A 24,600-nucleotide genomic window follows, 5' to 3' on the forward strand; every position below is an offset into this window, starting at 1 on the left:
CTGGCAAAACCTGTATGAAATCCATACATTCTTACTTTTTGCCCATTGCTTGTTGTCTGTTGCCTATTGTCTTTTGCCCATTGACTATTAACTATTGTCTATTAACCATTCACCCTACCTTTGTAAAAATAACTCCCATGGCAGAAGATCTCCTCATTATACAAGGCACGAAAGAAGAGCAATACCAGCAACTGCTTCCACAGATCAAAGCTTTGCTCGAAGGCGAGCCTGATCTGACGGCTAATCTTGCCAACGTATGTGCTGCGCTGAAAGAGCAATTCGGTTGGCTATGGGTAGGATTTTACTTGGTGAAACCCAGTTCAGCGAAAGCATTTTCAGAAAAAAGCGAAGAGTTGGTTCTTGGGCCTTTCCAGGGACCTGTTGCCTGCACCCGCATCCGTAAAGGAAAAGGTGTTTGTGGTACTTCTTGGGCCGAAGCAAAAACGCTGATTGTTCCAGATGTAGAAAAATTTCCTGGTCATATTGCCTGTAGCAGTTTAAGCAGATCAGAAATTGTGGTACCGGTGATCCGCAACAACAAGGTGCTGGCAGTACTGGATGTTGACAGTGTTGATTTGAATACATTCGATGAAACAGATCAGCAATATCTTCAAGAAATTATTGCTTCGATCGAATTCTAATACTGCACAATGCAAAAAGATAAGGTGCTGCTTTACGGAGCCAATGGTTACACCGGTGAGTTGATTGCCCGTTATGCAAAAGATTATAACATCTCTCCTGTTCTTGCAGGAAGGAATGAAACAACCATCCGCTCATTAGCTGAACGTTTACAACTTACCTACCGGATCTTTTCGCTGGATGATGCCCATGCATTGCAGCAACAATTACAGGATGTACAGTTAGTCATTCATGCAGCAGGTCCATTTGCCAATACCGGTAAACAAATGGTGGAGGCCTGTATTGCAACACATACACATTACATCGACATCAATGGTGATATTTCTGTTTTTGAACTCATCAAAAAATATGACGCAGCAGCAAAGCAGGCAAATGTGATGCTGATGCCCGGCGCAGGCTTTGATGTAATTCCTACTGATTGCACCGCATTGCATTTGAAAGAACAATTGCCTGATGCTACACATCTTCAATTAGCTTTTATTCCAAAAGGCGGACAGGTAAGTCATGGTACCGCCACAACAATGGCCAGCCGGCTAGGCGAAGGCGGCACTGCAAGAGAAAACGGGAAACTGGTAAGAAAACCGCTTGGGCATAAAGGCATGTGGCTTGATGTGAATGGAAAAAGTTTATTTGTGATGACTCTGCCCTGGGGCGATATTTCTACGGCTCATCATACCACAGGTATTGCGAACGTGGAAGTATACACGGGAATGAAACCAACTGTTTATCGATTACTCAAATTTCAATTTCTGTTCAACTGGTTATTACGCACAAATTTCATACGAAGCATCATTCAGCAAAAGATCAATGAACGCCCTGCCGGACCAACAGATGAGCAACGTGCAAAAGCATCAACAACAATCTGGGGTAAAGTGTGGAATACAAAAGGCGACGAAAAAATAAGTGTATTGCAATGTGCCGATGGATACAGCGTAACAGCTTGGGGTTGTTTACTCATCACACAAAAAATAATGAATGGAGAATTGAAAGCCGGCTACCAAACACCTGCTTCCTGTTACGGCAAAGATCTTATCCTTGAAATTCCGAAAAGTACACGCATCAGCTAAGGCTTCACAAAATAGGCATCGGCATTGTAGGTGATCACAAATGACCGTGCAGAAGCAGGTGCCACTAACCGAAACAAGCGTGTAACAAACTCATTCCTGCTCCTTCGGCTCCCCTTTTTCTTTTTATCGAAATCATAGTAATCAACAAAAGAAACAAGTGATTGATCAGTTGCCTGATAAATAACTGTAAGGTTACCAACTCCCCAACCGAAATAATTATCATTGTGCAGGTTCACATATTGCGTGCAATAGCCGGGATGGTTCGTCTCAAGTGGCTTACAATCTGTAATGGTTACATACAGCGGAACTGTTTGCTGCAAACGTTTAAAATCAGCTTCAGAAACAACAAATGTTTCACCACTACCCAACAGGTAATGTTGCAGCAACTCTTTTTCCAAAGGCGAGTTTAATTTTGGATGAAGCGACACCAGTTTGTAAAACAATTGACGATACCCCCGCAACTTTTTTTGTTTTACAACAACAACAGCAGCAGAATCGCCGGCCACCAGCAGAGACGGGACAAACAACAACAGGAAGAGATAGCAATGCTTCATTCAGGCGTTAAAAATAACATTTTTCTTATTCTGCACTTCTTTTCGCATGTCGCCTTAGTTTTGCGGCTCTGAAAGATTATTACGCCATACTTGATGTGCCATTAACCGCTACGGTTCCTGAAATTAAACAGGCTTACCGCAGGCTGGTAATGATCTATCACCCCGATAAGAACAACGATGATCCGTATGCATTGGCCCGCTTCAATGAAATTAAAGAGGCCTACGAAGTACTGATGAACCCGGGTAAAAAAGAAGTATACCTGCACGAGCGCTGGTTGCGAAAAGCAGGTGGCCATAAGATTGGTGAAGAAATGGTAACTGCTCCCAACATTCTCATCAAAAGCCTGGAGCTCAACAAACAAATCGCTGCAATGGATATTTACCGTATGAGCTATGGCGGCATGGTCGATCGTATTCTTTCGCTCGTCAATAATACCACCATCGATGAACTGCTGGCACAAAAAGAAACCGAAGTGCAACAGGCCATCATCCACAGCTTGCTGAACACTACAAAACATTTTCCTTTTAAGGAAACAAAGCTTGTTGTTGACCAACTCCGCAAACTGGCAAAAGATCACCCACAGCTTTTACAACACATTGATGTTACCCTGGAACAAAAAAGAAAAAAAGAAAACTGGACTAAGTTCAACGGATTGTTTGTTTTCCTGCTCACTGTTTTACTATGCCTCCTTATTTATATTCTGGGACGTTAAGGTTTGTTGAATGATCGCCTCAGCAAACAGCCAATTCGCTTCACATAAAAAATTATTGTGATGAATGGCAGAACATTTGTTTGATAAGTCTGTTCTCTTACCAAACAAAAAATTTTATGAAGAAGACATTTTTCTCTCTTATGACAACTGCAGCTATTGCAGTAGTAATGACCGCTTGCGGAAGTGGCGAAACAGCTGAAGCAACAAAAGATACTGTAGCTGCAGAAACAACTGCTGCTGCTGACACGATGGCTCCTGCTGCACCTGCAACAGTTGTTGCTATTGCTGTTGGTTCTCCTGATCATTCAACGTTGGTTGCTGCTGTAACTGCAGCAGGTTTAGTTGAAACGTTAAGTGGTGCCGGTCCTTTCACAGTATTTGCTCCAACAAATGCAGCGTTTGCCGCATTACCTGCCGGTGCTCTTGACAATTTATTGAAGCCTGAAAACAAAGCTGATCTTACAGGTATTTTAACTTACCATGTTGTAGCAGGAGCTTTAAAAGCTGCTGATCTGAAAGATGGTCAGAAATTGAAAACAGTAAACGGTGCTGAGTTAACTGTTTCAATTAAAGATGGTAAAGTAATGATCGATGGCGCAAACGTAACTGCCGCTGATCTTACAGCCGGTAACGGTGTTGTGCATGTATTGGATGCAGTGGTAATGCCTAAAAAATAAGCGGTACCCTTTTTCATTCTATAAAAAATTGCTTCCCGAAAGGGGAGCAATTTTTGTTTTGTACAGTTTCGTTCTTGAGCTTTGGTTTTTCCGATTTGGATCCTGTTCCTTGTGCCTTGGATTTCTTTCTTGTACCTTGTTTTTTGGATTTTGGATTTTCCTTGTGCCTTGTTTCTTCCCTTGTACCTTGTGCCTTTCCTCTTGTGCCTTCATAGAGTTATCTTTGCGCCATGCATTACGTTTCTGTAGAAGGTTTAACGAAGAGTTACGGTATTACTCCCCTGTTTTCGAATATTACATTTCACATTGAAGAAGGTGATAAAATAGCCCTGGTGGCCAGGAATGGTTCAGGCAAATCCACTTTATTGAAAATATTGGCGGGTAAAGAAACGGCCGATGGTGGCAAATGCTGGATCAACAAAGATGTGGATATTGCTTTGTTTGAACAGGAACCCGATTTTGATCAAAGCAAAACAATTCTTGATAATATTTTTCAGCACAATCACCCGGTGATCAATGCCATTAAAGAATACGAACTGATCAGTGAAGAGAACGATACCGACAAACTGGGTGCAGCCATTGTAAAAATGGATGAACTCGGCGCATGGGATTTTGATGCAAAGGTGAAACAGATCCTTGGCAAACTGAATATCCATCATCTCCAGCAATCAGTAGGAACATTATCCGGTGGTCAGCGTAAACGTGTGGCGCTTGCAAGAACATTGATTGATATTGGCTTTGATCACAAGCATGTACTACTCATCATGGATGAACCTACCAACCATCTTGATGTTGAGATGGTGGAATGGCTGGAACATTATCTCAGCAAAGAAAACATTACACTCTTGCTTGTAACGCATGATCGTTATTTCCTCGATACAGTTTGTAATGAAGTTTGGGAACTTGACGGAAGCACGTTGGTTGAATACAAAGGCGATTACCAGAATTATTTAGAAAAGAAAACGGCACGTATTGAAAGCGATCTTGCAAGTATTGACAAAGCAAAGAATACGTACCGCAAAGAATTGGAATGGATGCGTAAGCAACCAAAAGCACGTACAACAAAAAGCAAATCACGACAGGATAATTTCTACGAAGTAGAAGCAAAAGCCAAACAACGCATCGAAGATCAACAGGTGCAACTGAGTATGAAGATGAACAGGCTTGGGGGCAAGGTGGTGGAGATGAAAAAAGTGTACAAGAGTTTTGGCGATAAACAAATCTTAAAAGGCTTTAATTATACATTCAAAAAAGGTGAACGTGTTGGTGTGGTTGGAAAAAACGGTGCAGGTAAATCAACTTTCATTGATATAATACAGGGCATTCAACAACCCGATAGCGGAAAGATCAATGTAGGCGACACGATCGTGTTTGGCAACTATTCACAAACAGGTTTAGAAATAAAAGAGGACCTGCGTGTAATTGAATATGTAAAAAACATTGCGGAGAATTTTCCGTTAGCAAACGGTGGCTCATTGAGTGCTGCACAGTTCCTGCAATTGTTTTTGTTTGATCCGGATAAACAATACACTTACATTTCAAAATTGAGTGGTGGTGAGAAAAGAAGATTGCATTTGCTCTCCATACTTTTCCGTAACCCGAATTTCCTGGTGTTGGATGAACCAACGAATGATCTTGATCTCCCAACATTGGCTGTACTTGAAAATTTCTTATCAGAATACCCGGGTTGTTTGCTGATTGTTAGCCATGATCGTTATTTTATGGATCGACTGGTTGATCATTTATTTGTGTTTGAAGGCGATGGCGTGATCACTGATTTCCCCGGCAACTATGCACAACTGCGTTTGTGGCAAAAGGAGAAAGAGAAGTTGGAAGCCGATAGTAAAGAGTCAGGAGCCAGCACTGAGCGAAGTCGAAGTGTGGTTCAGGAGTTACCGAGCGCAGTCGAGGCAACGACCATCGAAAAAAAACGTTTCAGCTTCAAAGAAAAACGTGAGTTTGAATTATTGCAAAAAGAGATCGAACAATTATCAGCTGAAAAAGAAACTATCACTGCCAAACTCAACAGTGGCAATCTTCCGTTTGATGAATTACAACAACTCAGCAACCGCATTGGTGAAGTAACCAATCTTCTTGATGAGAAAGAATTCCGCTGGCTGGAGTTGAGTGAGTATGTTGATTAGGATGTATGATTTATGATTTGTTCTATCTGTAGTGAACTAAACCCCTTAATTAATCGGAATACACAAAATCGTCCGCCTTCGGCATTTGTTCAATGATGCTTGCAGCAATGGCTGGTGCAGTGAGTTTGCGTATAGTTGTATCAAGCCATGCAAGATCAGCATATAGAATTGCTGCCAATGTTCCATCGGCTTTTCTCATTTCATGCTTTGCACTCCATCTCGATCCATCACGCTTGCATTTTGTGAGCAACATGTTTACGGTTACAATATCCCCCGCATTGAGCTCTCTTCTGAAAATACATTCCTCACGAAAAAGAATGGGACCGATCTTTAATTCGTTCATCACCTCCAGTGTGCAACTGTGTGTAATAAAAAAACTCATACGTGTATGTGCACCCAGTTCATAATACTTCGAATGCATCACATGCTGGTTGGCATCCACATCGGCCCAACGGAGTTCGAATGTTTTACTGTATTCGTTCATTGGTTGAAGTTAAGAAAGTCAATGGTGAATTGTCAATGGGCAATGGACAATAGTCAAGCATAACTTGGAGAGGCGACTCAGAACTTCAAAATTCAGAACTTGCTTGTTCAAAATGTATATATAAAAACACGTCCACACATAACTCTTAACTCATAACTTTTCAAAAAACAAGAAACCCCGGCTCATCACCAGGGCTTCGTATCATCAGGATAAATAACTCACTTTTTGTTGTACATCAACTCGTAGTATTCATGTGCCATACGGTTACTGTCGAACTGGAAGCGTACATCACGCATACCATTCTGAGTAATCTGGCGCCATACAGGGAAATTGTCGTAGTACAATGGTAAGATCTGGCGTTCAAGAATTTCATACATCTGGTCAAGATCGTATTGATCCTGTTCCTGCACATGCATGGCTGTATAATCAACAGGCGGTACAATGAAACTGTTGTTACCATGATTGGCAAACTCGCAGATCCATCCATCGAACGTACTGAAGTTGACAGCACCATTCATGGCTGCCGTCATACCACTGGTACCACTTGCTTCACGTGGCACACGTGGATTGTTTAACCAAACATCTGCCGCTTGTTTCAAACGCTTGCTCAATGCAAGTTCATAACCCGTACACACAGCTACGTTTTTATAATTCTTACTCAGGTGAACAAGATTATTAAAGTCGCTGATAGCAGGATAATCAACAGGGTATGGTTTACCAGCCCAGATGATCTGCACCGGGTATTTTTTATTGCTGAGTAATGCATTGAAACGATCAAGATCACGTGTAATCAATTCTGCACGTTTGTAACCTGCAAACCGACGTGCCCATACGATTGTCAATACATTGGGATCGAATAATTTTCCTGTCTGATCAGCAACCAGATCAAATGCCCTGCGTTTCAAATATTGTTTACGATCATCAAAGCGTTCCTCGTTTCCTTCATCCATAGAGAAATACAATTGCTTATCGGCCCAGTAACGCCAGTTTTGTGCATTGGTTACATGGGTAATAGGTGCAATACCTTCGTAATGGCTCCACATTTTACGACTCACTTCTCCATGCAATGCACTCACACCATTTGAATGACGTGCAAAACGCAATGCGGCCAGTGAATGATTGAACTGATCATCATAAATACCTGTGAGCTTACGCACTTCATTCAACGGTATACCGCAGAAATAGCTCATCTTCTCACAGAGATAAATATCATGTTTTTCGTTACCTGCTTCTTCAGGTGTATGCGTGGTAAACACCAAACGCTTTTTCACTTCTTCAACTGATCCGAATTTATTGTAGAGATAAAACGCCGATGAAATAGCATGTGCTTCATTCAAATGATATACATCAGGCTTAAATCCTAATTCATCAATGAGCTTTGCACCACCAACACCCAACAAAATAAACTGGGCTACTTTGGTTGCAACGTTTGCATCATATAAACGGTGACAAATAGTTTGTGATACATAATCATTCTCAGGAAGATCAGTACTCAACAAAAACATAGGAGCACTCTTGAATGTTTCAGGATTCAGGTACCATGCTTTCACCCAAACAGGATGCTCATGAATATTGATCTGAAATTTGATGCCCGTATCTTCTAAAAAATTATATATTTTTTCGTTCCATTGCACCTGCAGTGTTTGGTCCTGGTTACGTGCCTGGTCGTAATAACCATACTTCCACAGGATACCGATGCCAACAAGATTCTGCTTCAGTTCGTATGCACTGCGCATGTGCGAACCGGCGAGAAATCCCAAACCACCGCTATAAATTTTTAAAGGCTGATGTACCGCAAATTCCATTGAGAAGTAAGCCACTTTCTTTGTGTATGCATTTTCAGTGGCGTAAGGAACCTTGAAATGATTAAACGTCATAATACAGTTGTTCGTTTGCTTTAGGGTGCGCAATATAACAGGAAAAATCCAAAACGGCCTTTTTTGCCGAACGGGGTTATTAACATCAAACGGTTGGTATCACAGCGGTTACTTCTATTTCAATTAACAGGCGCTCATCGATCAAAGCAGACACTTCTACCATTGTAGAAGCCGGTTTTATGGCAGCAAACACTTCGCCGTGTGCTCTGCCTGCTTCTTCCCACTTGGAAATATCAGTTACAAACATACGGGTGCGAACCACATCACTGAGCGAAGCACCGGCCTCCGCCAACGCCTTTTCTATTTTTTGAAATATGTATTTCGTTTGCAGGTAAACACTCCCCAACCCTACCAACTTATCTCCATCCATAGCGGTTGTGCCCGCCACTTCCACTACATTACCCACACGCACTGCTCTTGAATAACCTACTACATCTTCCCAAGGGGAACCCGAACTTATTAACTGACGATGCATATCTTGAATTTAAATGATCAATTGGCAATAGACAATAAACAAAGAAAAAAACTTCGAACTATAGAACTTAAAAAAAACAACAGACTGCAGACCACTGACGACTCACCACTCACAACTAACCACTCACAACTAACCACTCACTTCTTCTTTTTCTTCACCGCTTCTTTCTTCTTCGGATAACTGCCTTCAAAGAAACAAGTGATATCACGGTAAAGCCCGCAGTTTTGTTCAGAAATGCGTACTGATGATGTGGTAAAATCAAAGGTGATAGCACAATCACTGCTGCCATCACGAAATACGCCTTTTGTTTTGCTCACCCATTCGCCTGTACCTTTTACTTCGCCCACACAATCACCATTCTGTTTGCTGAAATGAATAAAGAATTCAAATGTTTTATCAGTAGCGCCATCACGAATAGAAACAAGATTCTTTTTATCAGTTGTATAATCAGCTGAATACTTTCCTTTACGAGATAAACTGTCAATAGGGTTACCCATGATGAGATCACTCAGGTCTTCTGTGCTGTTGGTCATGGCAATAATGAACTTGCCTGTTTCATCCATGAAGTAGATGGTTTCATTCGTCCATAATTCACCCGTAGGCGTTTTGCGTTCCTGGATGAAGGTGATGGTATGTTTGCTGTCGATCTTACAATAACTGGTGGCTTTCCCTTTCGGCATTAACGCACCAATATTCAATGAACCCAGGTATTGCGATTTATTGTTGAAGTAAAGTAACTGTGCTCCACGCTCTTTTCCGATGACAGATTTCACCAACACATAATTGCCTTTTTCACCATCAACAGATTTACCAGCCAGGTATAATTTGAGATTTTTTGTTTTCGGATAAAGCTTTGTATAAACAGAATCCGGAAGGAAGGTCTTGAAGGTCGCCTGGTTGATGAGAACCGAATCTTTTTCTTTTGCATTCAGCAAACTGTCGTTCACCAGAATGGGATGGCTTAATTCTTTCGCCAGCAGAATAAAATCAGCCGCCGTAAGATCTTCGTCCTTTATTTCCTTTGGCTTTTTGCTTTTGCATGCTGTTACGGCAAAAAGGAAAAAAAGGCAGGCGAATACAGAATACTTCATATCAGTAGTTATGAATCTTAAAAATAGGGGTTTTGGAGGATTTAGGATATATGATGTCGGATTTAAGATGTTGGAATATCGCAGTCCGTCTGAAAGGTCAGAAATCATACCTCTTAAATCCGATATCAAAAATAATTTCATCTGTTTTGAGAAAATATTTTAGTTTCGCCTAAATTTTAATTTCATAGCCAATGAACTTTTCGACAGCCGAGGAGAATTATATTAAAGCCATCTGGCGGTTACAGCAATCCGATGCCAATGTAACCACCAATGAACTGGCTGCCGAACTGCAAACCAAACCGGCTTCTGTAACCGATATGCTGAAACGCCTCAGTGAAAAAAAACTTCTTCATTACGCTCCTTATTATGGGGTTACCTTAACACCCGAAGGGAAAAAACTGGCGCTCAATATCATCCGCAAACACCGGCTTTGGGAGTTTTTTCTTGTAGAGAAATTACAATTCAACTGGGATGCGGTGCATGATATTGCCGAAGAGCTTGAGCATGTAAGTAGTCCTGAATTAATTGAACGTCTCGATGCGTTCCTTGGTTTTCCAAAAGCTGATCCGCATGGTGATCCTATCCCGGATAGTAAGGGCCGCATGACCAGCACCAACAATATCAGTCTGCAGCAATTACCCGAATCACAACCGGCTATTGTAACAGGTGTTGGTGATCAGAGCAGCAGTTTATTGGAACTGCTGCGTCAAAAAAATATCGGTATCGGCACCAAGCTCGAAATAAAACAACGACACAATTTCGATGGCTCTGTTGAGATCAAGCTGCGCAACCAGCCATTGATCAACCTAAGTGAACAACTGGCCAAAAACATATTTGTAAAAACACTCTGATGATGGAATCGATTGTAAAGTTTTTCTCTGAGATACACCCTGTATGGGCGGCTTTTATTGCCACCACATTCACCTGGCTGGTAACCGCAGCAGGTGCATCTCTCGTATTCTTTTTCAAAACACTTAACCGTGGCGTTTTAGATCCAATGCTCGGTTTTACCGGTGGTGTAATGGTAGCTGCCAGTTTCTGGAGCTTGCTTAATCCTGCCATTGAAATTTCTGAAAAGCTTTATCCCGGCTATAGCTGGATGCCTGCTGCTGTGGGCTTTTTACTCGGGGCACTTTTTATTTTTTTCCTCGACAAAGTAACACCCCATCTGCATCTCAATTTTGGTTTGTCAGAAACAGAAGGTATCCGCACCAAGCTGCACAAAACAACCTTACTTATTCTTGCCATTACGCTGCACAACATACCGGAAGGTTTAGCAGTAGGTGTATTGTTTGGAGCTGCTGCACTTGGTATGGAAGATACTTCTATTACCGGGGCCATTGCACTGGCCATTGGTATTGGCTTGCAGAATTTTCCTGAGGGTTTAGCAGTATCGATGCCGTTACGCAGACAAGGTGTTACACGGTTTCGTAGTTTTTGGTACGGACAACTTTCTGCAATTGTAGAACCTGTTGCCGGTGTTGTGGGCGCACTGGCTGTTATTTACATGCAACCTGTGTTGCCGTTTGCATTGGCTTTTGCTGCCGGTGCCATGATCTTTGTTGTGGTGGAAGAAGTAATTCCTGAAACACAACGTGATAAATACACTGATCGTTCAACACTTGCTTTCATCGGCGGATTTTTAGTGATGATGATCCTGGATGTGGCATTAGGATAAGCTTACAACACAACAACTAAATATTTACACTTAGCATGTACTCCTTTGTGAGTATTGTTGCAAACAAACAACGCTGTTAGATTTGCTTAGTACTTAATCAACATTAAACATTCCTGTGGCAATTGGTAAGATCATCGTTGAGGCTTATTTTTTTGTATCATTGCCATGCTCAAATCAAATACCCATGTTGTACCGAAAACTTGTACCCACACTCCTTTTTATTTTTACTTCTGCCTTATTACATGCACAATCAACAGCAGGCCTGCCTAAAGCTGTACTGGTAAATAAAGCAGGCAACAGTGTAAGCACAGCATCAATTTCTGATTTTGACAACCCTGTTATTGTACTCACTTATTCTGAATCGTGGTGTACGCCTTGTGTAAAACTTATCACTGATCTTGATAATAATTACAGCACACTGGGCACAGCATCAAACGTAAAAATAGTGGCTGTGAATGTTGACAAAAGTCTTACTTCTAGTGAAGTATTTTCAAAAGCAAGCCGTTGGAAAAATGTGGAAGTACTGTTCGACAGATCGCAGCAATTGATGCAGGCGATGTACACCACAAAAGCACCTGTGATCTTTTTTATGGATGACAACCAACAGGTTATTTACACACATACAGCTTACACACTCGATATAAAGAAAGCTTATAAACTTGCCGGCCAGATCAAACGAAAAGAAATACAGGCAAAGAAAGTGTTTTACGATAAAGACTGGTTTCCCGCAGCAGAAGCAGATGCAATGTATTACCGGACTATTTCTAAGAAAGACGATAACAGCTGGGTGGTAAACGACTACTATAAAAATGGTCGTTTGCAAATGAGTGGAGAAGCTACGCTTGCTTTTCCGTTAGTACGCAAAGGAAAATACCAGTACTACTACCAGGATGGTAAACTATCAAGCGAATCGAACTACACTGAAAATGTTTTGAATGGCCGCTCACTGGGTTATTACAATACAGGCGAATTGCAGTATGAGTATACATATGCTTACGGGAAACTTGAAGGTAAATGGACAAAGTATCATGCAAACGGAAAAACAGCCAATGTTGGCATGTATACAGGTGGTGTTGCAACAGGTATATTCTATCATTATTATGAATCAGGTAAAAAAAGAAAAGAAACAAACTGGGCAAACGGAAAGATGCACGGCAAATGCACAGGTTGGTACGAAAATGGCAAGCTTAAGTTCGAAGCAGTTTTTGAAAATGGCGAAATGAGCAGCACTGTTGATCCCAAATATTTTCATGAAAATGGCAAGTCGGCTATTGAAACGAAAGTGACAGATGGCAATAAAACAGTGAAGTATATCGATGCCATGGGCATACCGTTTTTAGAAATGCAGGAAACCGGAAATCTATTTGAGCTTACTCAATTTTACAGTAATGGTGAGTTGTTAATGAAAGCAACAATGAAAGACGAGAATACGGTTAACGGTAAATACATAGCCTGGTATGAAAACGGGCAGAAGAAGTTTGAAGCAACTTTTTTCAACAATGAACCAAGTGGCAAAGCGATGAGCTGGTACGAGAACGGCACCCCAAAAGAAAAACTTGATTTCACCACCAATACAAAAGAGTACTTTGATAAACAGGGAAACAAAGTTGCTTCGATCCCCGATCCTGTTTTGAAAGTAGGAAAAGGAGAACGACTCAACACAAAACCCATTTCCGATAATATTTATGTTATTGAAGACGCAATTAAGAACGAAGGAAAAGAATAGTTTTTCACATTCCTCCATATATTTCTATAAATTTAAGGGCAGCAATCAGCTGCCTTTTTTATTCATCACCATTGTGTAATTCTAACAAATGAAATCTATTATCAAGCTTACTCTTTCAACCGTTTTTATTTTTTCTGCTTCAATTGCAATCGCACAAAAAACAACCGGGAGCAAGGTTCCTGAGGTTTCGCCCATGCCCATGAAACCGGAAATGACAGAGATATGGAACCCTGAAGTAAAAGTAATTACGCCAGGTAAAAAAGAAGGAGAAGCACCATCTGATGCCATTATTTTATTTGATGGTAAAAATCTTGATCAATGGGTTAGCCAGCGGGATAAAACAAAAGCTCCTGCATGGAAGATCATCAACAACGATTATTTTGAAGTAGTACCCGGCAAAGGTGGTATTGAAACCAAACTTGCATTTGGTGATTGCCAGTTACATATTGAATGGAGTGCACCCGACAGTGTTGTAAACGACGGGCAGAACCGTGGCAACAGTGGCATCTTTTTTCAGAACCGTTATGAGTTGCAGGTACTCGATTCATACAAAAACAGAACCTATCGTAACGGTCAGGCAGCAAGTATCTATAAAGACCATGCCCCATTGGTGAATGCCATGCGCAGCCCTGACGAATGGAATACATACGATATTATTTATACGGCACCACGTTTTAAACCAAATGGCGAGTTGGATGCACCTGCAAGAATTACCGTGCTGCATAATGGTGTGTTGGTTCAGAATAATGTTACGATCAATGGCCTTACAAATTATATCGGCTTGCATACTTATACCACCGCACATGGTGAAGATGTAATTTCTTTACAGGACCATGGCTGCAAAACACAATTCCGTAATATCTGGATCAGGAGACTGTAAAACAAAGAGCTTATCTTTTAGAAGTGTAAACCAAGTTTGTTCCCTTCATCCATGAATCTGTTTGATATGAAGAAAGTTTATTCTTTATTACTGGTTCCGGTGTTTCTCCTTTCCACACTGCACAGTATTTGCCAGCCGGCAAAAGCGGAAGCCGGCATCAGAGAGATCATGGAACAAAACAATGTGATTGGTCTTTCAGTTGCAGTAGTAAAAAAGGGAAAGATCATTTACACCCATTCATTCGGCAGTAAGGATGTGGAAAGCAATACAGCATTAACCGATGACTGCCTGTTCCGCATAGCATCTATCTCCAAATCATTTTCTGCAACATCCATCATGCAATTGGTTGAAAAGAAAAAACTTTCTTTGGATGATGATATCGGCAAGCTGCTTGGCTTCAGCATCCGCCATCCAAAATTTCCTGAAACGGTTATTACGTTAAGGATGATCCTGTCACATCGTTCAGGTATCAACGACAGCCAGGGATATTTTACACTTGATGTGATTAACCCTGCAAAGAATCCTGGTTGGGTAAAATGTTTCAGCGATTATGAACCGGGCACGGCATACAGGTACTGCAATCTCAATTACAACATGGCGGGTACCATCATTGAAAAAACAACAGGCGAACGTTTTGATCAATATGTAAAACATCATGTGCTTGATCCGCTTGGATTATATGGCGGTTATTGTGTTGACTCTTTGGATAAATCCCGTTTTGCAACGATTTATGAATACGATGGTAATGCAAAGAAGTTCAACGCTTCGCCCGCTGCCTATGCGCCACGCAGCGAAGAGATCGCTCATTATACTATGGGTTACAGCACGCCCATCTTCTCGCCTACCGGTGGTATGAAAATATCTGCAACCGATCTTGCCAAATACATGACCATGCATATGCAGCTTGGCCGTTATAAAAAAACAAAGATCATCTCAAAGAAAAGTGCCAGGCAAATGCAAACCAAATTAAGCGAGAAAGAAGGATACGGGCTTGCTATTATGACGACGGAGAATCTGATACAAGGTAAAATCATGAAAGGACACACAGGATCAGCATACGGACTTTACAGTACCATGTTCTTTCAGCCCAAAGAACAATTTGGTTTTGTGGTGATCAGCAATGGTTGTAACCCCGCCTATACCGATGGCATGAATACAGTAATGCGTAAAACCATTACCTGTTTATACGATTCCTTTATTGCAGCAACGCAACAATAGACTTATAAAAGTTATACCACTCCCTCTGCTTACAATTACAAACTGTAAAACACAAAGAGTGGTATAACTTACAAACTCAGAACTTGTTCTTAACTCATAACCCGTAACTTCTTTACATATGCTCATCTCTCTTCCTTGTAGCTTCTTCTTTTGATTCCTTATCATTTTCTTCCACCACTTCTTTTACACCTTGCACCAATGAAGAGATCGGCCCTTTCATATTATCCTGCGGATCTGTTTTGTGCAGCGTTTCAGGATCGGGCTTTATAGCAGATGATTCGTCACCTGTTTTTTTCTTCTTTACTTCCTGTTGTTGTGCCATAATGTATGTTTTTATACATACACTGTTTCAAATATGAGGCCAGTTAAAATCAGTAAAAAACACCGGCTTAAAAGTTCAACCTTTGGGGGCAATCAATTGTATATTAATAAACTGTAAGGAAACAGGCATTCCTGCCATTTTGCTCAACCAAGCGAAAGCTCAATAAAAGAAGTTTCAAACTGCTCATCGATCGTTTGATGAACAGCCCCGTTAAAATAGGTAATACGGTTATTGATGCTGCTTTGCGCAGAGTTTTTTATTGCTTTGATAAAATTAAACTGAAGATCATTTTGACTGAGAACCAGTGTTACCTGTGAAGGTTTATACAATACATTTAATACAACCTTTGTTGCAGAGGAACTGTTCAGCACAAGATCAAGATAATCCTGCAGGATCCTGAAAACTGAAAACTTATCGTTCTGACTGATGTTTTCAACTGCAAGATCATTGTACTCAAACTGAACATGAATATTGTTCAGTTTTTTCAGTTCAATGATATACTCTCGTGTTCCATCAACTAAACCGATATCCGCAATAATAGCCGGGTGCAGTTTAATACACAACATGGTTACAGCATTAATGGCATCGTTTGTAAGCGAGTAACTTTTAGCAAGCAATTCTTTGTCGCCGTTTTTTGCAATGGCTTCACCTTGGTACATCTTTGATGCTGCCAGCATTTGGGCCACACTGTCACGCAACTCATATACAATATTCTGGTTGACCGTTTCCTGCTTTTCAATAACGGAACGCAACTCCTGCTTTCGGTTACCGGCTTCAAGGGAAAGAATACGACTGTACAATTTTTCCTGATAATTATAAATCAGGATAAAGTAATAAACAGTTAATGAAAACGAGATAAAAAAAGAAAGGTAAAAAGTACGCTTTGCTTCCGTGAGCTGTTCAATCGGGTATTGAAAATTATCATCAGAAAAGATCAATGAAATAAACAGGAAACAAATCGTTACAACAGAAAAAATAACTACATACTGTCGCTTACCTTCTGTACGAAATAAATAGATATAGGCAAGGATCAATGGAAAATAGTAGAGGTAGGTTGCGCTTTTAATACCCATGTGCAACCCGATAAGCATAAACGCCACATTGAACGTTACCCCGGAAACGATCTTTGCCGACAAGGTATATTTCCGGCGATGTAATACCAGCGATACAACCAGGATGCATGAAGCAACTAGGAGCACATACACATCATAGAAATCGCCATAACCCGATTGCACACTATCAGCTACATTGATGCCAATGGCAAGAAGGGCAAGATAAATAAAGCGGTTAAAGCCGGTTAACACGTTGTGCTTAACAACATCATCAATGGATGAAGCACTGTTCATATAAATGGGGATTCAGGATATTGGATAAAAATGATCAACACCGAAAGTAGATCAAAGCAACCCGGTTCCTTCTTTTTGTATGTACTTGTTTGGATAATTAATGTTTTCTATGGATGCCATCTATAATATACCCCTGAAATGAATAAGAGGTAGCGGCACATATATGTGTGTTGTGTATAGAAGAGCTGAATTGGCCGACAGGATGTGCAGATCTTAAGAGGCAACCCGTTGCTGCAATTTACTCATCAGCAGTAGACGGCTCAGCTAACTTTGTAACCGGAATTTTTGCTTTTAATGTAAACCCCTTGCCGGGTGCGGTTTGAATCAACAGTTCCCCGTCGAAATAACCAACCCTGCTCCTGATATTATTTAAACCAATGCCATTTCCTTTTTCTTCAAGATTGGCTCCTTTTCCATCATCGCCTATCAGTAAGTTTAGGGATTGAGCATCGGGGTAAATCCTGATAAATGCATTACCTGCTTCACTATGCTTCAGAATATTATTCAGTTGCTCCTGCACAATTCTGTAGAGGGTGAGTTTCAGCTCCCTGCACACCTGTTCTTCATCAAAACCATCGGCACTAAAACTGATCTGCAACGGAGAGCTCTGGTGCACATCTTCAATCAGATCACGAATGATCTGTCCCAAACTGATGCTTTCAAGAGAAGGTGTAACAATCTGGTGCGACAAGCGCCTGATCTCTTCAATGGCATTTACCAAATGCTCTTTGCAACGAACCAGCAGTTCTTCCTGTTCAGTTGTTTGTTTCAGTGCTTTATCCAGGAAAAGTTTAGATGCCGCCAGTATCTGGTTAATATTATCGTGCAGTTCAATCCCAATTTCATTACGCACTTTTTCCTGTGCCCTGATACTGGTGCGTACAATCAGTTTTTCCTGCAGAATCCGTTGCCTGGCGAGTGTTGCTTCAGCTTCATATTTTTCAATGGCTGCTGTAACTGCATTAGGCAAGCGCTGCATCCTGTCTTTCAGGATATAATCACTGGCTCCCTGTTTCATGATCTGCACCGCATAATCTTCCGAAACAGTTGATGTGATCAGAATAAACGGAATTGAAACATCAAGGCGTTGAACAATCTGCAAGGCCTCCTGCGAATTAAATGAAGGAAGCGAGTGATCACTCAGTATAAGATCGGGCCGGCTGTACTGTAACAACTCTTCAAACTGTTGCCTGTTCACAGCTCTGCGTATCACACAACTAATACCGCCATTCTTCAACACATATGCAACCAATTCAGCATCGGAGTCAAGATCTTCAAGATGTACAATATGCAAAACCTTTTTCATACTTACAGTTACAGATGATTAATCGACTTATTCAGCAACATCCAGTAAAAACCAAGTTCTCCAACCGCTTTTGCAAAGTCTTCGAACCCAACAGGCTTTACCACATAGCTGTTTACACCCAGCCGGTAACTGGAAACAATATCTTTCTCTTCACTGGAGGAAGTCATAATCACAACAGGAATAGTTTTTGTGTGCTCACTTGCTTTAAGCTGACGTAACACTTCAATACCATCAACCTTTGGCATTTTAATATCCAGCAAAATCACCTTTGGCGATTTTGTAAGATCCCGTTCGGCATAATCACCTTTTCCAAACAAATAATCAAGCGCCTCCGCTCCATCTTTCAAATGAAGAATGTTATTGGCGATCTTTGCTTTGTTCAATGCCCGTATGGTTAACTCGGCATCACTCAAATTATCTTCTACCAGTAATATTTCCACTTCTTCTAACATAGGTCATCAGTTTTAAGAGTTATTAATCACGAAAAGCTGAACGCAAAAACAGCACCTTCACCCACTTTGCCTTCAGCACGTAAAGAACCATTCTGCCGGTCAACGATCCGCTTTACCAATGCAAGACCAATGCCTGTACCTTCAAATTCATCCTGCCGGTGCAAACGCTGAAAAACACCAAACAGTTTATCACTGTACTTCATATCAAAACCCACACCATTATCTTTCACATAATATTCCACTTTCCCGTTTGTATGTGTTGCACCGATTTCAATAACCGGTTGATCTTGTAGTGAAGAATATTTCATGGCATTGTCAACCAGGTTTAACCATACCTGTTTTATCAACAGCTGATCAGTTTTGCAAACCGGCAAGGCATGCATGATAAAACGATAGTTCTTTTCAGGGCGTTGTGCTTTAAGCTCAGCAACCACCTGCTCCACCAGCTGTTGCATATTTACCTCCTGCACTTCCGTTTCTTTTTTGCTGATGCGTGAGAAGCTGATCAGGTCATCAATAAGCTGCCCCATCATACGTGCATTCGTGACAATAGCATCAGCAATACGTTTTCCATCTTCATTGAGGGTTGTGCCATGATCTTCCCTTAGCATCGTGGCATAACCACTTACGGCACGCAGTGGCGCACGCAGATCGTGTGATACAGAATAAGAAAAAGCTTCCAGTTCTTTATTCGCCTGCTCCAGTTGCGTTGTACGTTTTGCCACTATTGCCTCCAGGTTTTTCTGGGTATCATTCACTTCCTTTGCCATTACATTAAACGCATGCGACAAAACACCCAACTCATCTGCACGTTTCAATTCAACTGTTTGTGAAAAATCTCCTTTGGCAATTCGTCGTGCTGCAATGGCCAGTTTGTCAAGTGGCTTTGTAATACTGCGGCTAAGCAACCACGTTAGTACAATACCAATGATCAGCAACAGCAAGGCACTGCTGATGGCTATTTTCAAAAACTCTTTAGCAGGCTGCAACATGTTTGCCTCCGGCATGGTGACCATTACTTTCCATTGGGTATTATGCACAAGTGTTTGTGCAGCCAGGTAAGGCCGGCTATTCCGTTTATAAGTTATCAGCGCCTTATCAACTCCCGGTGTTGCAGGCAAACCATCCACTGCTGTACGCAGGTCGCTCCATAAACTGCCATCGGCATTACCCACATACAATACCACTTGTTTTCCCAGCAGTTGCGACACCCGTTCGATATTCTCTTTTGAGTTATACATTTTCCGCCAGCGTAACAGGTAACCAATAAGTTTACCCTTATCTGTAACAGCCCCGCATATCGCATAATAAAACGCCTCCCCTTTTATGTATATCCTGCTTACAACACCTGTATCGGCCGCTGTTGGATAACCGGGTATGATTGATGAGAGTTCCAATGAATCATATACATCGCTGAGGTTTGAGGCAGCTGCCTCCTGCCCGTTGGCATTGAGCAGTTGCACGTTGATCCATGTACTGTCAAGCTTTAATTTTTGTAACAACTGATCCACCTCAACAGCCGAGTCTTTGCCTGCAGAAAGAAGAAAAGATTTTACAGCCGGGTTTGCTGCTGCTGCTCTTGTTGAATTTAATACCGGCACGGCCGATTGTGTGTACATACCGGCAAGCTGCTGCGCTAAAATAAGCAGTCGTTCCTTTGCTGCTTTTTCTGCAGTATTACGTATACCGATATACGATAGCCACCCGAAAGCCAGCATCATCACCAGCAAAAGGATAAAGATGAGAAAGGGTAATTTCCGCTGAATTGACTGCCGCTTTAGCAAATGAACGGATGCTGTATATGCGGGATCGATGGTTTTCATTACTGATTGCAAGTTGGTTGTAAGGAATAACAAGTTAACCTTCTGTAAGCAAAGAGTACATAGCTGTTACCACTTGAAACAAACAAGTGAAAACACTTACTTACTGTAACCGATCGATTGAAAACAAAGAAACTGTTTAACAAGGTTGCTTTTATCAACTGTTACCAATTCACCTGATAAAACTGATTTCTCAGGCAGTATAAAGTTATCGGTTTAAGAAAGTGTTTGACTTATACTATTGCGTTAATAACTTGTATATACTTTTTTTAAACAGGAGGACGAACCTGCCTTTGGCTGTTACTTCAGCAACGATCAATCAAAAAGCCTGCCTTACTCAAATGGTTTACGGAAAATGAATGAGCAGCTGCCGTATGCACATCAGCTTACCTGAATACCATTTGCATGTATCACCTGCAACAGATCCCAATTATCTTTTGCGATGTTGGTTTTAAAACATTGTGTGCGGTAAATGGTTTTGCGAAGTATAGCACGTTTATGATTTGCCAGCCAGTTATGTCGTGCATGTACATATTGTTTGATCCATGTTTTTTCATCGCCTGCATTTTTAGGAACTGATTCAGGGAAACGCTCCCGCAACCAGGAAGGCACCGTGCCGCTGTGAATAAAACTGTCGTAAATAACCAGCATACTCAACGCCGTTGTAAACTTCATACCCGTAAACCAGTTGAATGCTGGCTGGTAGTATAGTTGTTCAAAAAAATCGTCCTGCACTTTTTTCATTACAGGATCGCTGTTGCCTGCTGCACGCAATGTTTGCAACAGAACAGTATCGGTATAAAGACCCGGCTTCTTTCCTATCCTGTTCACATAAGGCTTCAGTGCATCCGCAAAAAGTCCGTTGGCATCAACATACAGTTGCAGTAACATTTTTAAGTTACCGAACTCTGTTGTCTGGCTGCGGCCATAGGTAATTTGTTTGATGGGGCTGCCATCGGCACCGGGCGGACCATCCTTCAACAAGGTTACAGCACCGTAGTTACCTGTAATGCTGCCTGTTTCAAACACATTTACTACCCGGAGTATTTTCTGTTTTTGTTGTGTAGTGATAGCCATGATCATAAGCTTTTGTACTACCAGTTTACAACATCGCTTTTGCATATACAGGCGTGAAAACACCTTTTTTATAACGACAGATCAACTTTAAACCTGCGGGGTTGGGGAAACCCCGGAGCTGTAGCTGCATAGAAACTTTTCTTCTGTTTGCTGTTTGGCACAGTTTTCCTTTAGTATGAGGTGGTACGCAATTTTATAACACCTAAAATGATTGTATGGACAAATTAGAATTAAAAGGACAGTGGAATGAGTGGAAAGGCAAACTCAAACAGAAATATGCAGAATTAACCGATGACGATCTTACTTACGAAGAAGGTAAAGACGAAGAGATGTGGGGAAAGGTTCAGAAGAAAACCGGCAAAGCCAAAGATGAATTGGTGAAGTGGTTGAAAGACCTGGGTTAACGAAGATGCCTTAACTATTTTATGCAGCGGACTCCGTAAAAGGGATCCGCTTTTTTTGCGTGCTGCTTATTGTTTTGACGAAGAATTATTTTAACAGTACGAACTTAACATGCACAAGTAGAAAAAAATCATCCTGGCAATCACTGCAGGCAAACACACAAAAGGAAAGCCAGCATTATGCAGTTATTTACTCAGGCAGGTATTCCCAAAACTCATTGGCATACGTAAGGTTGTTGATATGCATAAAAAATAATTCTTCTCCTGCACTGGTATATAACATAAACTGTTTATCGCCCGGAGCAATTGGATATTGATAAGAAGTTGTCATAACAGCACCATCAAATCTGCGATTAACACGATATACCTGGTTAGCCTGTATCAGATACATCATATTATTCCAACGATACGATGAATGAAGCGCTGCAAATCTTGTCTGTGGTCCGCTCTGTAACACACGCCAAACATCAGAAGCCGGATCAAATTCAATTGTTCCGTAACCGGTAGTGGGTATGTAAAACAAATTACCCATCCTGTAAGCATGTCCTTCCAGTTCAACTGGAGCAGGTAAATCTGCAAGACGTGTCCATGTATCTGTTTGCGAATCGTAGGTCCAGCATTGTTGACTTACGGGATTGTTATACACTTCATATCCTCCCAGCACATAAGCTTTGTTGTTGTGTACAAAGCAAAGAGCATCCATACGCCCTGCTGCAGGCATCGATGCTTTTTTTGTCCAAATGTTTGTTTGCGGATCATAACAATACAATGTGCCGGCCCCATTCCCTGCACTGGCAGTTAGGCCGCCAAATACATATGCTTTTCCATTGATAACAAATGAAGCAGTACGGGTGGCCCATTCCGGCATATCAGCCACACGCTGCCATGTGTGCTGCTCAACATCAAACTTCCAGAAATCATCGAACCCTACATACACAAATCCGTTAACTGCAAACATGGTACTCGGTCTGTTCTTCTTACCCGGATAATCGGGCAAACGTTGAAATGTATTTTGAATACCATTGGCAGGTGATATTGTAAACGGAGATGCTGCACAATATTTTTTTGCTTTCCATTCAACACACACCGTTCCGCTTTTTGCATTTGCAGGTATAAATACTTCTGCCAATGTATCGTTTATTACAGCAGCATCGCAGAGTACATCAGCAATGTATAATTTAAATTGTGCACTGCTGTCGGCAGCAAGTAAGTTTTTAAACCCTTTACCAATTACTTTCACTGTGCTGTTTACTCTTGCTGTTGTGGGCGTTGTGCGAATTACTTCAATGGTTGCAGAAGGATTATCGTTTTTGCTGCAGGAAGATACAGCCAGAAGGATCAATAGCACAGGAACCAAGAAATACGTTTTCATGCAATGGATTTACGTTTAAAAGTAATGATTTCCTGTTTCAGGTGAAAACACAGAAGGAAAGAACGTTCGAAAAAAGCGGCACAGGTCATTGTCTTTTGTGTGCTGTTTCGTCATTGCGAAGTATGAAGCAATCTAAGCAAAGAACGTCATTGCGAGCCGAAGGCTCCGGCTGCAGCGTCGGAAGACGAAGCAATCTTTTAACTCATTGCGATGAATAAAAACAGCAAAACGGCAACAGCAATTGCTGGAGATATTACTGAGTCCAATTATTACTTCACAAATACCGAGAAGGCATAACCGATTCCTTTCTTAACCGGCAATATCTTCGGAATATTATTTTTCCAGAGTATCGCTTCATTTCCATGAGCCGCCACATACACGTCTTTTCCTGCTGTGGCAATTGATGCGCCCATAGAAGAAAACCGGTTATCGGTATATAATATCTTACCATTCTTCCATGTTGCCCATGCACCGTTTTGCGTACCAGTCACAAACACATCATTGGTAGCTGATACAGTAACACCTGCAGCCCAATCATTACCAGTTCCTTCCAGTTCAGTGTACTTGCCATTCACCCAAAGTACCGCTGCACTTTTGAGCGGCGTGGAAACTGTTCCTGCAGCGTACACATTACCTTTATGTACGTACACACATAGTACTTCCCAATTGTCAGCGTTTGGAGGAATCTGCAACAGCTGTGGTTGGCCATTTTTATAAATTGCAGGATAATTTATACCATTTACTTGTTGCGAGCTGGCAGCGTACAGATCATTATTGTAAACAAACAGCGACCATATATACATAATTTCAGGATTCGCAAATATGATTACTCCGTTTTTCCAGATAACAACATTGTTTACGCCATTGCGGTAAACCGACCCGCTTACATACACGTCCTTGTTTGCAACAAATAAAGAATGTCCCTGTCCATGCTCACCATCCTTGCTTAAATAAACAGGGCGCATATTTTTCCAAAGTACAGCTCTTGAATCGCCACCGCCATAATTTGAACCTGCCACATACACATCTGTTTTATCAACAAACACTTCTTCCGGTTGTGGGTAGGGCGCATCTGATGGCAGGTCATAAGCAACACCGTCTACCCATAATTTGGCAATATTATATGCCGAATCCGTTCCGAAATTTATCATTTCACCGCCTGCTACATATACTTTCCCAAAACGCACAGGCAAGGGTGGTTTATCGCATTGCAGAAATAAACTACAAACAATAAGAATAAAACTAAACAGGTGAAGATGTTTTTGCATACACTACGATTTG

General features: G+C 41.4%; 24 protein-coding genes. 11 read left to right on the top strand and 13 right to left on the bottom strand.

Translation table 11 applies throughout. The features are described from left to right. Positions 1 to 137: 137 nt before the first annotated feature. Together VK159_RS03720 and VK159_RS03725 are read left to right on the top strand one after the other, a co-directional pair. Positions 138 to 641 (top strand): GAF domain-containing protein, encoded by a 504-nt coding sequence (locus VK159_RS03720; protein ID WP_324228796.1) that lies wholly within the window; start codon positions 138 to 140, stop codon positions 639 to 641. A 9-nt stretch (positions 642 to 650) separates the two neighbouring features. Further along, positions 651 to 1,706 (top strand): saccharopine dehydrogenase family protein, encoded by a 1,056-nt coding sequence (locus tag VK159_RS03725; RefSeq protein ID WP_324228797.1) that lies wholly within the window; start codon positions 651 to 653, stop codon positions 1,704 to 1,706. Here the strand turns inward: VK159_RS03725 and VK159_RS03730 are convergent. Beyond that, the gene (locus VK159_RS03730; RefSeq protein WP_324228798.1) at positions 1,703 to 2,260 is read right to left on the bottom strand and encodes a hypothetical protein; all 558 of its coding nucleotides are present in this window, start codon (positions 2,258 to 2,260) and stop codon (positions 1,703 to 1,705) included. The genes VK159_RS03725 and VK159_RS03730 overlap by 4 nt on opposite strands. 86 nt (positions 2,261 to 2,346) lie before the next feature. Here VK159_RS03730 and VK159_RS03735 point away from each other — a divergent pair, with 86 nt between their 5' ends. From VK159_RS03735 to VK159_RS03745, 3 genes are all read left to right on the top strand, one after another. Further along, positions 2,347 to 2,973, top strand: a complete 627-nt coding sequence (locus tag VK159_RS03735) for a J domain-containing protein (protein WP_324228924.1) — start codon at positions 2,347 to 2,349, stop codon at positions 2,971 to 2,973. Positions 2,974 to 3,089: 116 nt separating this feature from the next. Further along, complete coding sequence (locus VK159_RS03740; protein ID WP_324228799.1) at positions 3,090 to 3,650, top strand: fasciclin domain-containing protein; 561 nt, start codon at positions 3,090 to 3,092, stop codon at positions 3,648 to 3,650. 230 nt (positions 3,651 to 3,880) lie between these two features. Further along, a complete protein-coding gene (locus VK159_RS03745) occupies positions 3,881 to 5,794 on the top strand; it encodes an ABC-F family ATP-binding cassette domain-containing protein (protein WP_324228800.1) in 1,914 nt (637 codons plus the stop codon). Positions 5,795 to 5,843: 49 nt separating this feature from the next. Here VK159_RS03745 and VK159_RS03750 read toward each other — a convergent pair whose 3' ends face one another. The 4 genes from VK159_RS03750 to VK159_RS03765 form a co-directional block, all read right to left on the bottom strand. Continuing rightward, positions 5,844 to 6,278 carry an acyl-CoA thioesterase gene (locus VK159_RS03750; RefSeq protein ID WP_324228801.1) on the bottom strand — a complete coding sequence of 145 codons (435 nt, stop codon included), beginning with the start codon at positions 6,276 to 6,278 and terminating at the stop codon, positions 5,844 to 5,846. Positions 6,279 to 6,496: 218 nt separating this feature from the next. After that, a complete protein-coding gene (gene glgP, locus VK159_RS03755) occupies positions 6,497 to 8,155 on the bottom strand; it encodes an alpha-glucan family phosphorylase (protein ID WP_324228802.1) in 1,659 nt (552 codons plus the stop codon). A gap of 85 nt (positions 8,156 to 8,240) precedes the next feature. Next, a complete protein-coding gene (locus VK159_RS03760; protein WP_324228803.1) occupies positions 8,241 to 8,630 on the bottom strand; it encodes a RidA family protein in 390 nt (129 codons plus the stop codon). Between the two features lie 137 nt (positions 8,631 to 8,767). Next, positions 8,768 to 9,721 (bottom strand): hypothetical protein, encoded by a 954-nt coding sequence (locus VK159_RS03765; protein ID WP_324228804.1) that lies wholly within the window; start codon positions 9,719 to 9,721, stop codon positions 8,768 to 8,770. Positions 9,722 to 9,912: 191 nt separating this feature from the next. Here VK159_RS03765 and VK159_RS03770 point away from each other — a divergent pair, with 191 nt between their 5' ends. The 5 genes from VK159_RS03770 to VK159_RS03790 all read left to right on the top strand — a co-directional run bounded on the left by VK159_RS03770 (position 9,913) and on the right by VK159_RS03790 (position 15,223). Next, positions 9,913 to 10,572 (top strand): metal-dependent transcriptional regulator, encoded by a 660-nt coding sequence (locus VK159_RS03770; protein ID WP_324228805.1) that lies wholly within the window; start codon positions 9,913 to 9,915, stop codon positions 10,570 to 10,572. Next, positions 10,572 to 11,399: a ZIP family metal transporter gene (locus tag VK159_RS03775; protein WP_324228806.1), complete on the top strand. Its 828-nt coding sequence runs from the start codon at positions 10,572 to 10,574 to the stop codon at positions 11,397 to 11,399. Before VK159_RS03770 ends, VK159_RS03775 begins: the two co-directional genes overlap by 1 nt. Positions 11,400 to 11,583: 184 nt before the next feature. Then, complete coding sequence (locus VK159_RS03780; RefSeq protein WP_324228807.1) at positions 11,584 to 13,125, top strand: redoxin domain-containing protein; 1,542 nt, start codon at positions 11,584 to 11,586, stop codon at positions 13,123 to 13,125. Between the two features lie 88 nt (positions 13,126 to 13,213). Further along, complete coding sequence (locus VK159_RS03785) at positions 13,214 to 14,005, top strand: DUF1080 domain-containing protein (RefSeq protein WP_324228808.1); 792 nt, start codon at positions 13,214 to 13,216, stop codon at positions 14,003 to 14,005. 66 nt (positions 14,006 to 14,071) lie between these two features. Continuing rightward, on the top strand, positions 14,072 to 15,223 hold the full coding sequence (locus VK159_RS03790; RefSeq protein WP_324228809.1) for a serine hydrolase domain-containing protein: 1,152 nt from the start codon (positions 14,072 to 14,074) through the stop codon (positions 15,221 to 15,223). Between the two features lie 112 nt (positions 15,224 to 15,335). On the opposite strand, the gene VK159_RS03795 is transcribed toward VK159_RS03790, so the two are convergent. From VK159_RS03795 to VK159_RS03820, 6 genes are all read right to left on the bottom strand, one after another. Beyond that, a complete protein-coding gene (locus VK159_RS03795) occupies positions 15,336 to 15,545 on the bottom strand; it encodes a hypothetical protein (RefSeq protein ID WP_324228810.1) in 210 nt (69 codons plus the stop codon). A gap of 143 nt (positions 15,546 to 15,688) precedes the next feature. After that, complete coding sequence (locus tag VK159_RS03800) at positions 15,689 to 16,891, bottom strand: hypothetical protein (protein ID WP_324228811.1); 1,203 nt, start codon at positions 16,889 to 16,891, stop codon at positions 15,689 to 15,691. A gap of 238 nt (positions 16,892 to 17,129) precedes the next feature. Then, positions 17,130 to 18,197 carry a hybrid sensor histidine kinase/response regulator gene (locus tag VK159_RS03805; protein WP_324228812.1) on the bottom strand — a complete coding sequence of 356 codons (1,068 nt, stop codon included), beginning with the start codon at positions 18,195 to 18,197 and terminating at the stop codon, positions 17,130 to 17,132. Positions 18,198 to 18,205: 8 nt separating this feature from the next. Further along, positions 18,206 to 18,649, bottom strand: coding sequence for a response regulator (locus tag VK159_RS03810; RefSeq protein ID WP_324228813.1), 444 nt, complete (start codon positions 18,647 to 18,649; stop codon positions 18,206 to 18,208). A gap of 26 nt (positions 18,650 to 18,675) precedes the next feature. Then, positions 18,676 to 20,472 carry an ATP-binding protein gene (locus VK159_RS03815; RefSeq protein ID WP_324228814.1) on the bottom strand — a complete coding sequence of 599 codons (1,797 nt, stop codon included), beginning with the start codon at positions 20,470 to 20,472 and terminating at the stop codon, positions 18,676 to 18,678. Between the two features lie 378 nt (positions 20,473 to 20,850). Further along, positions 20,851 to 21,546 (bottom strand): chitosanase, encoded by a 696-nt coding sequence (locus VK159_RS03820; protein WP_324228815.1) that lies wholly within the window; start codon positions 21,544 to 21,546, stop codon positions 20,851 to 20,853. Positions 21,547 to 21,761: 215 nt separating this feature from the next. On the opposite strand from VK159_RS03820, the gene VK159_RS03825 reads away from it, so the two are divergent. Beyond that, positions 21,762 to 21,950 carry a CsbD family protein gene (locus VK159_RS03825; protein ID WP_324228816.1) on the top strand — a complete coding sequence of 63 codons (189 nt, stop codon included), beginning with the start codon at positions 21,762 to 21,764 and terminating at the stop codon, positions 21,948 to 21,950. A 187-nt stretch (positions 21,951 to 22,137) separates the two neighbouring features. Here VK159_RS03825 and VK159_RS03830 read toward each other — a convergent pair whose 3' ends face one another. Both VK159_RS03830 and VK159_RS03835 read right to left on the bottom strand, forming a co-directional pair. Continuing rightward, positions 22,138 to 23,319: a Kelch repeat-containing protein gene (locus tag VK159_RS03830; protein ID WP_324228817.1), complete on the bottom strand. Its 1,182-nt coding sequence runs from the start codon at positions 23,317 to 23,319 to the stop codon at positions 22,138 to 22,140. Between the two features lie 269 nt (positions 23,320 to 23,588). After that, positions 23,589 to 24,587, bottom strand: coding sequence for a hypothetical protein (locus tag VK159_RS03835; protein WP_324228818.1), 999 nt, complete (start codon positions 24,585 to 24,587; stop codon positions 23,589 to 23,591). Positions 24,588 to 24,600 lie beyond the last annotated feature (13 nt).

Source organism: Lacibacter sp. (assembly GCF_035299325.1).
Taxonomy (GTDB): Bacteria; Bacteroidota; Bacteroidia; order Chitinophagales; family Chitinophagaceae; genus Lacibacter.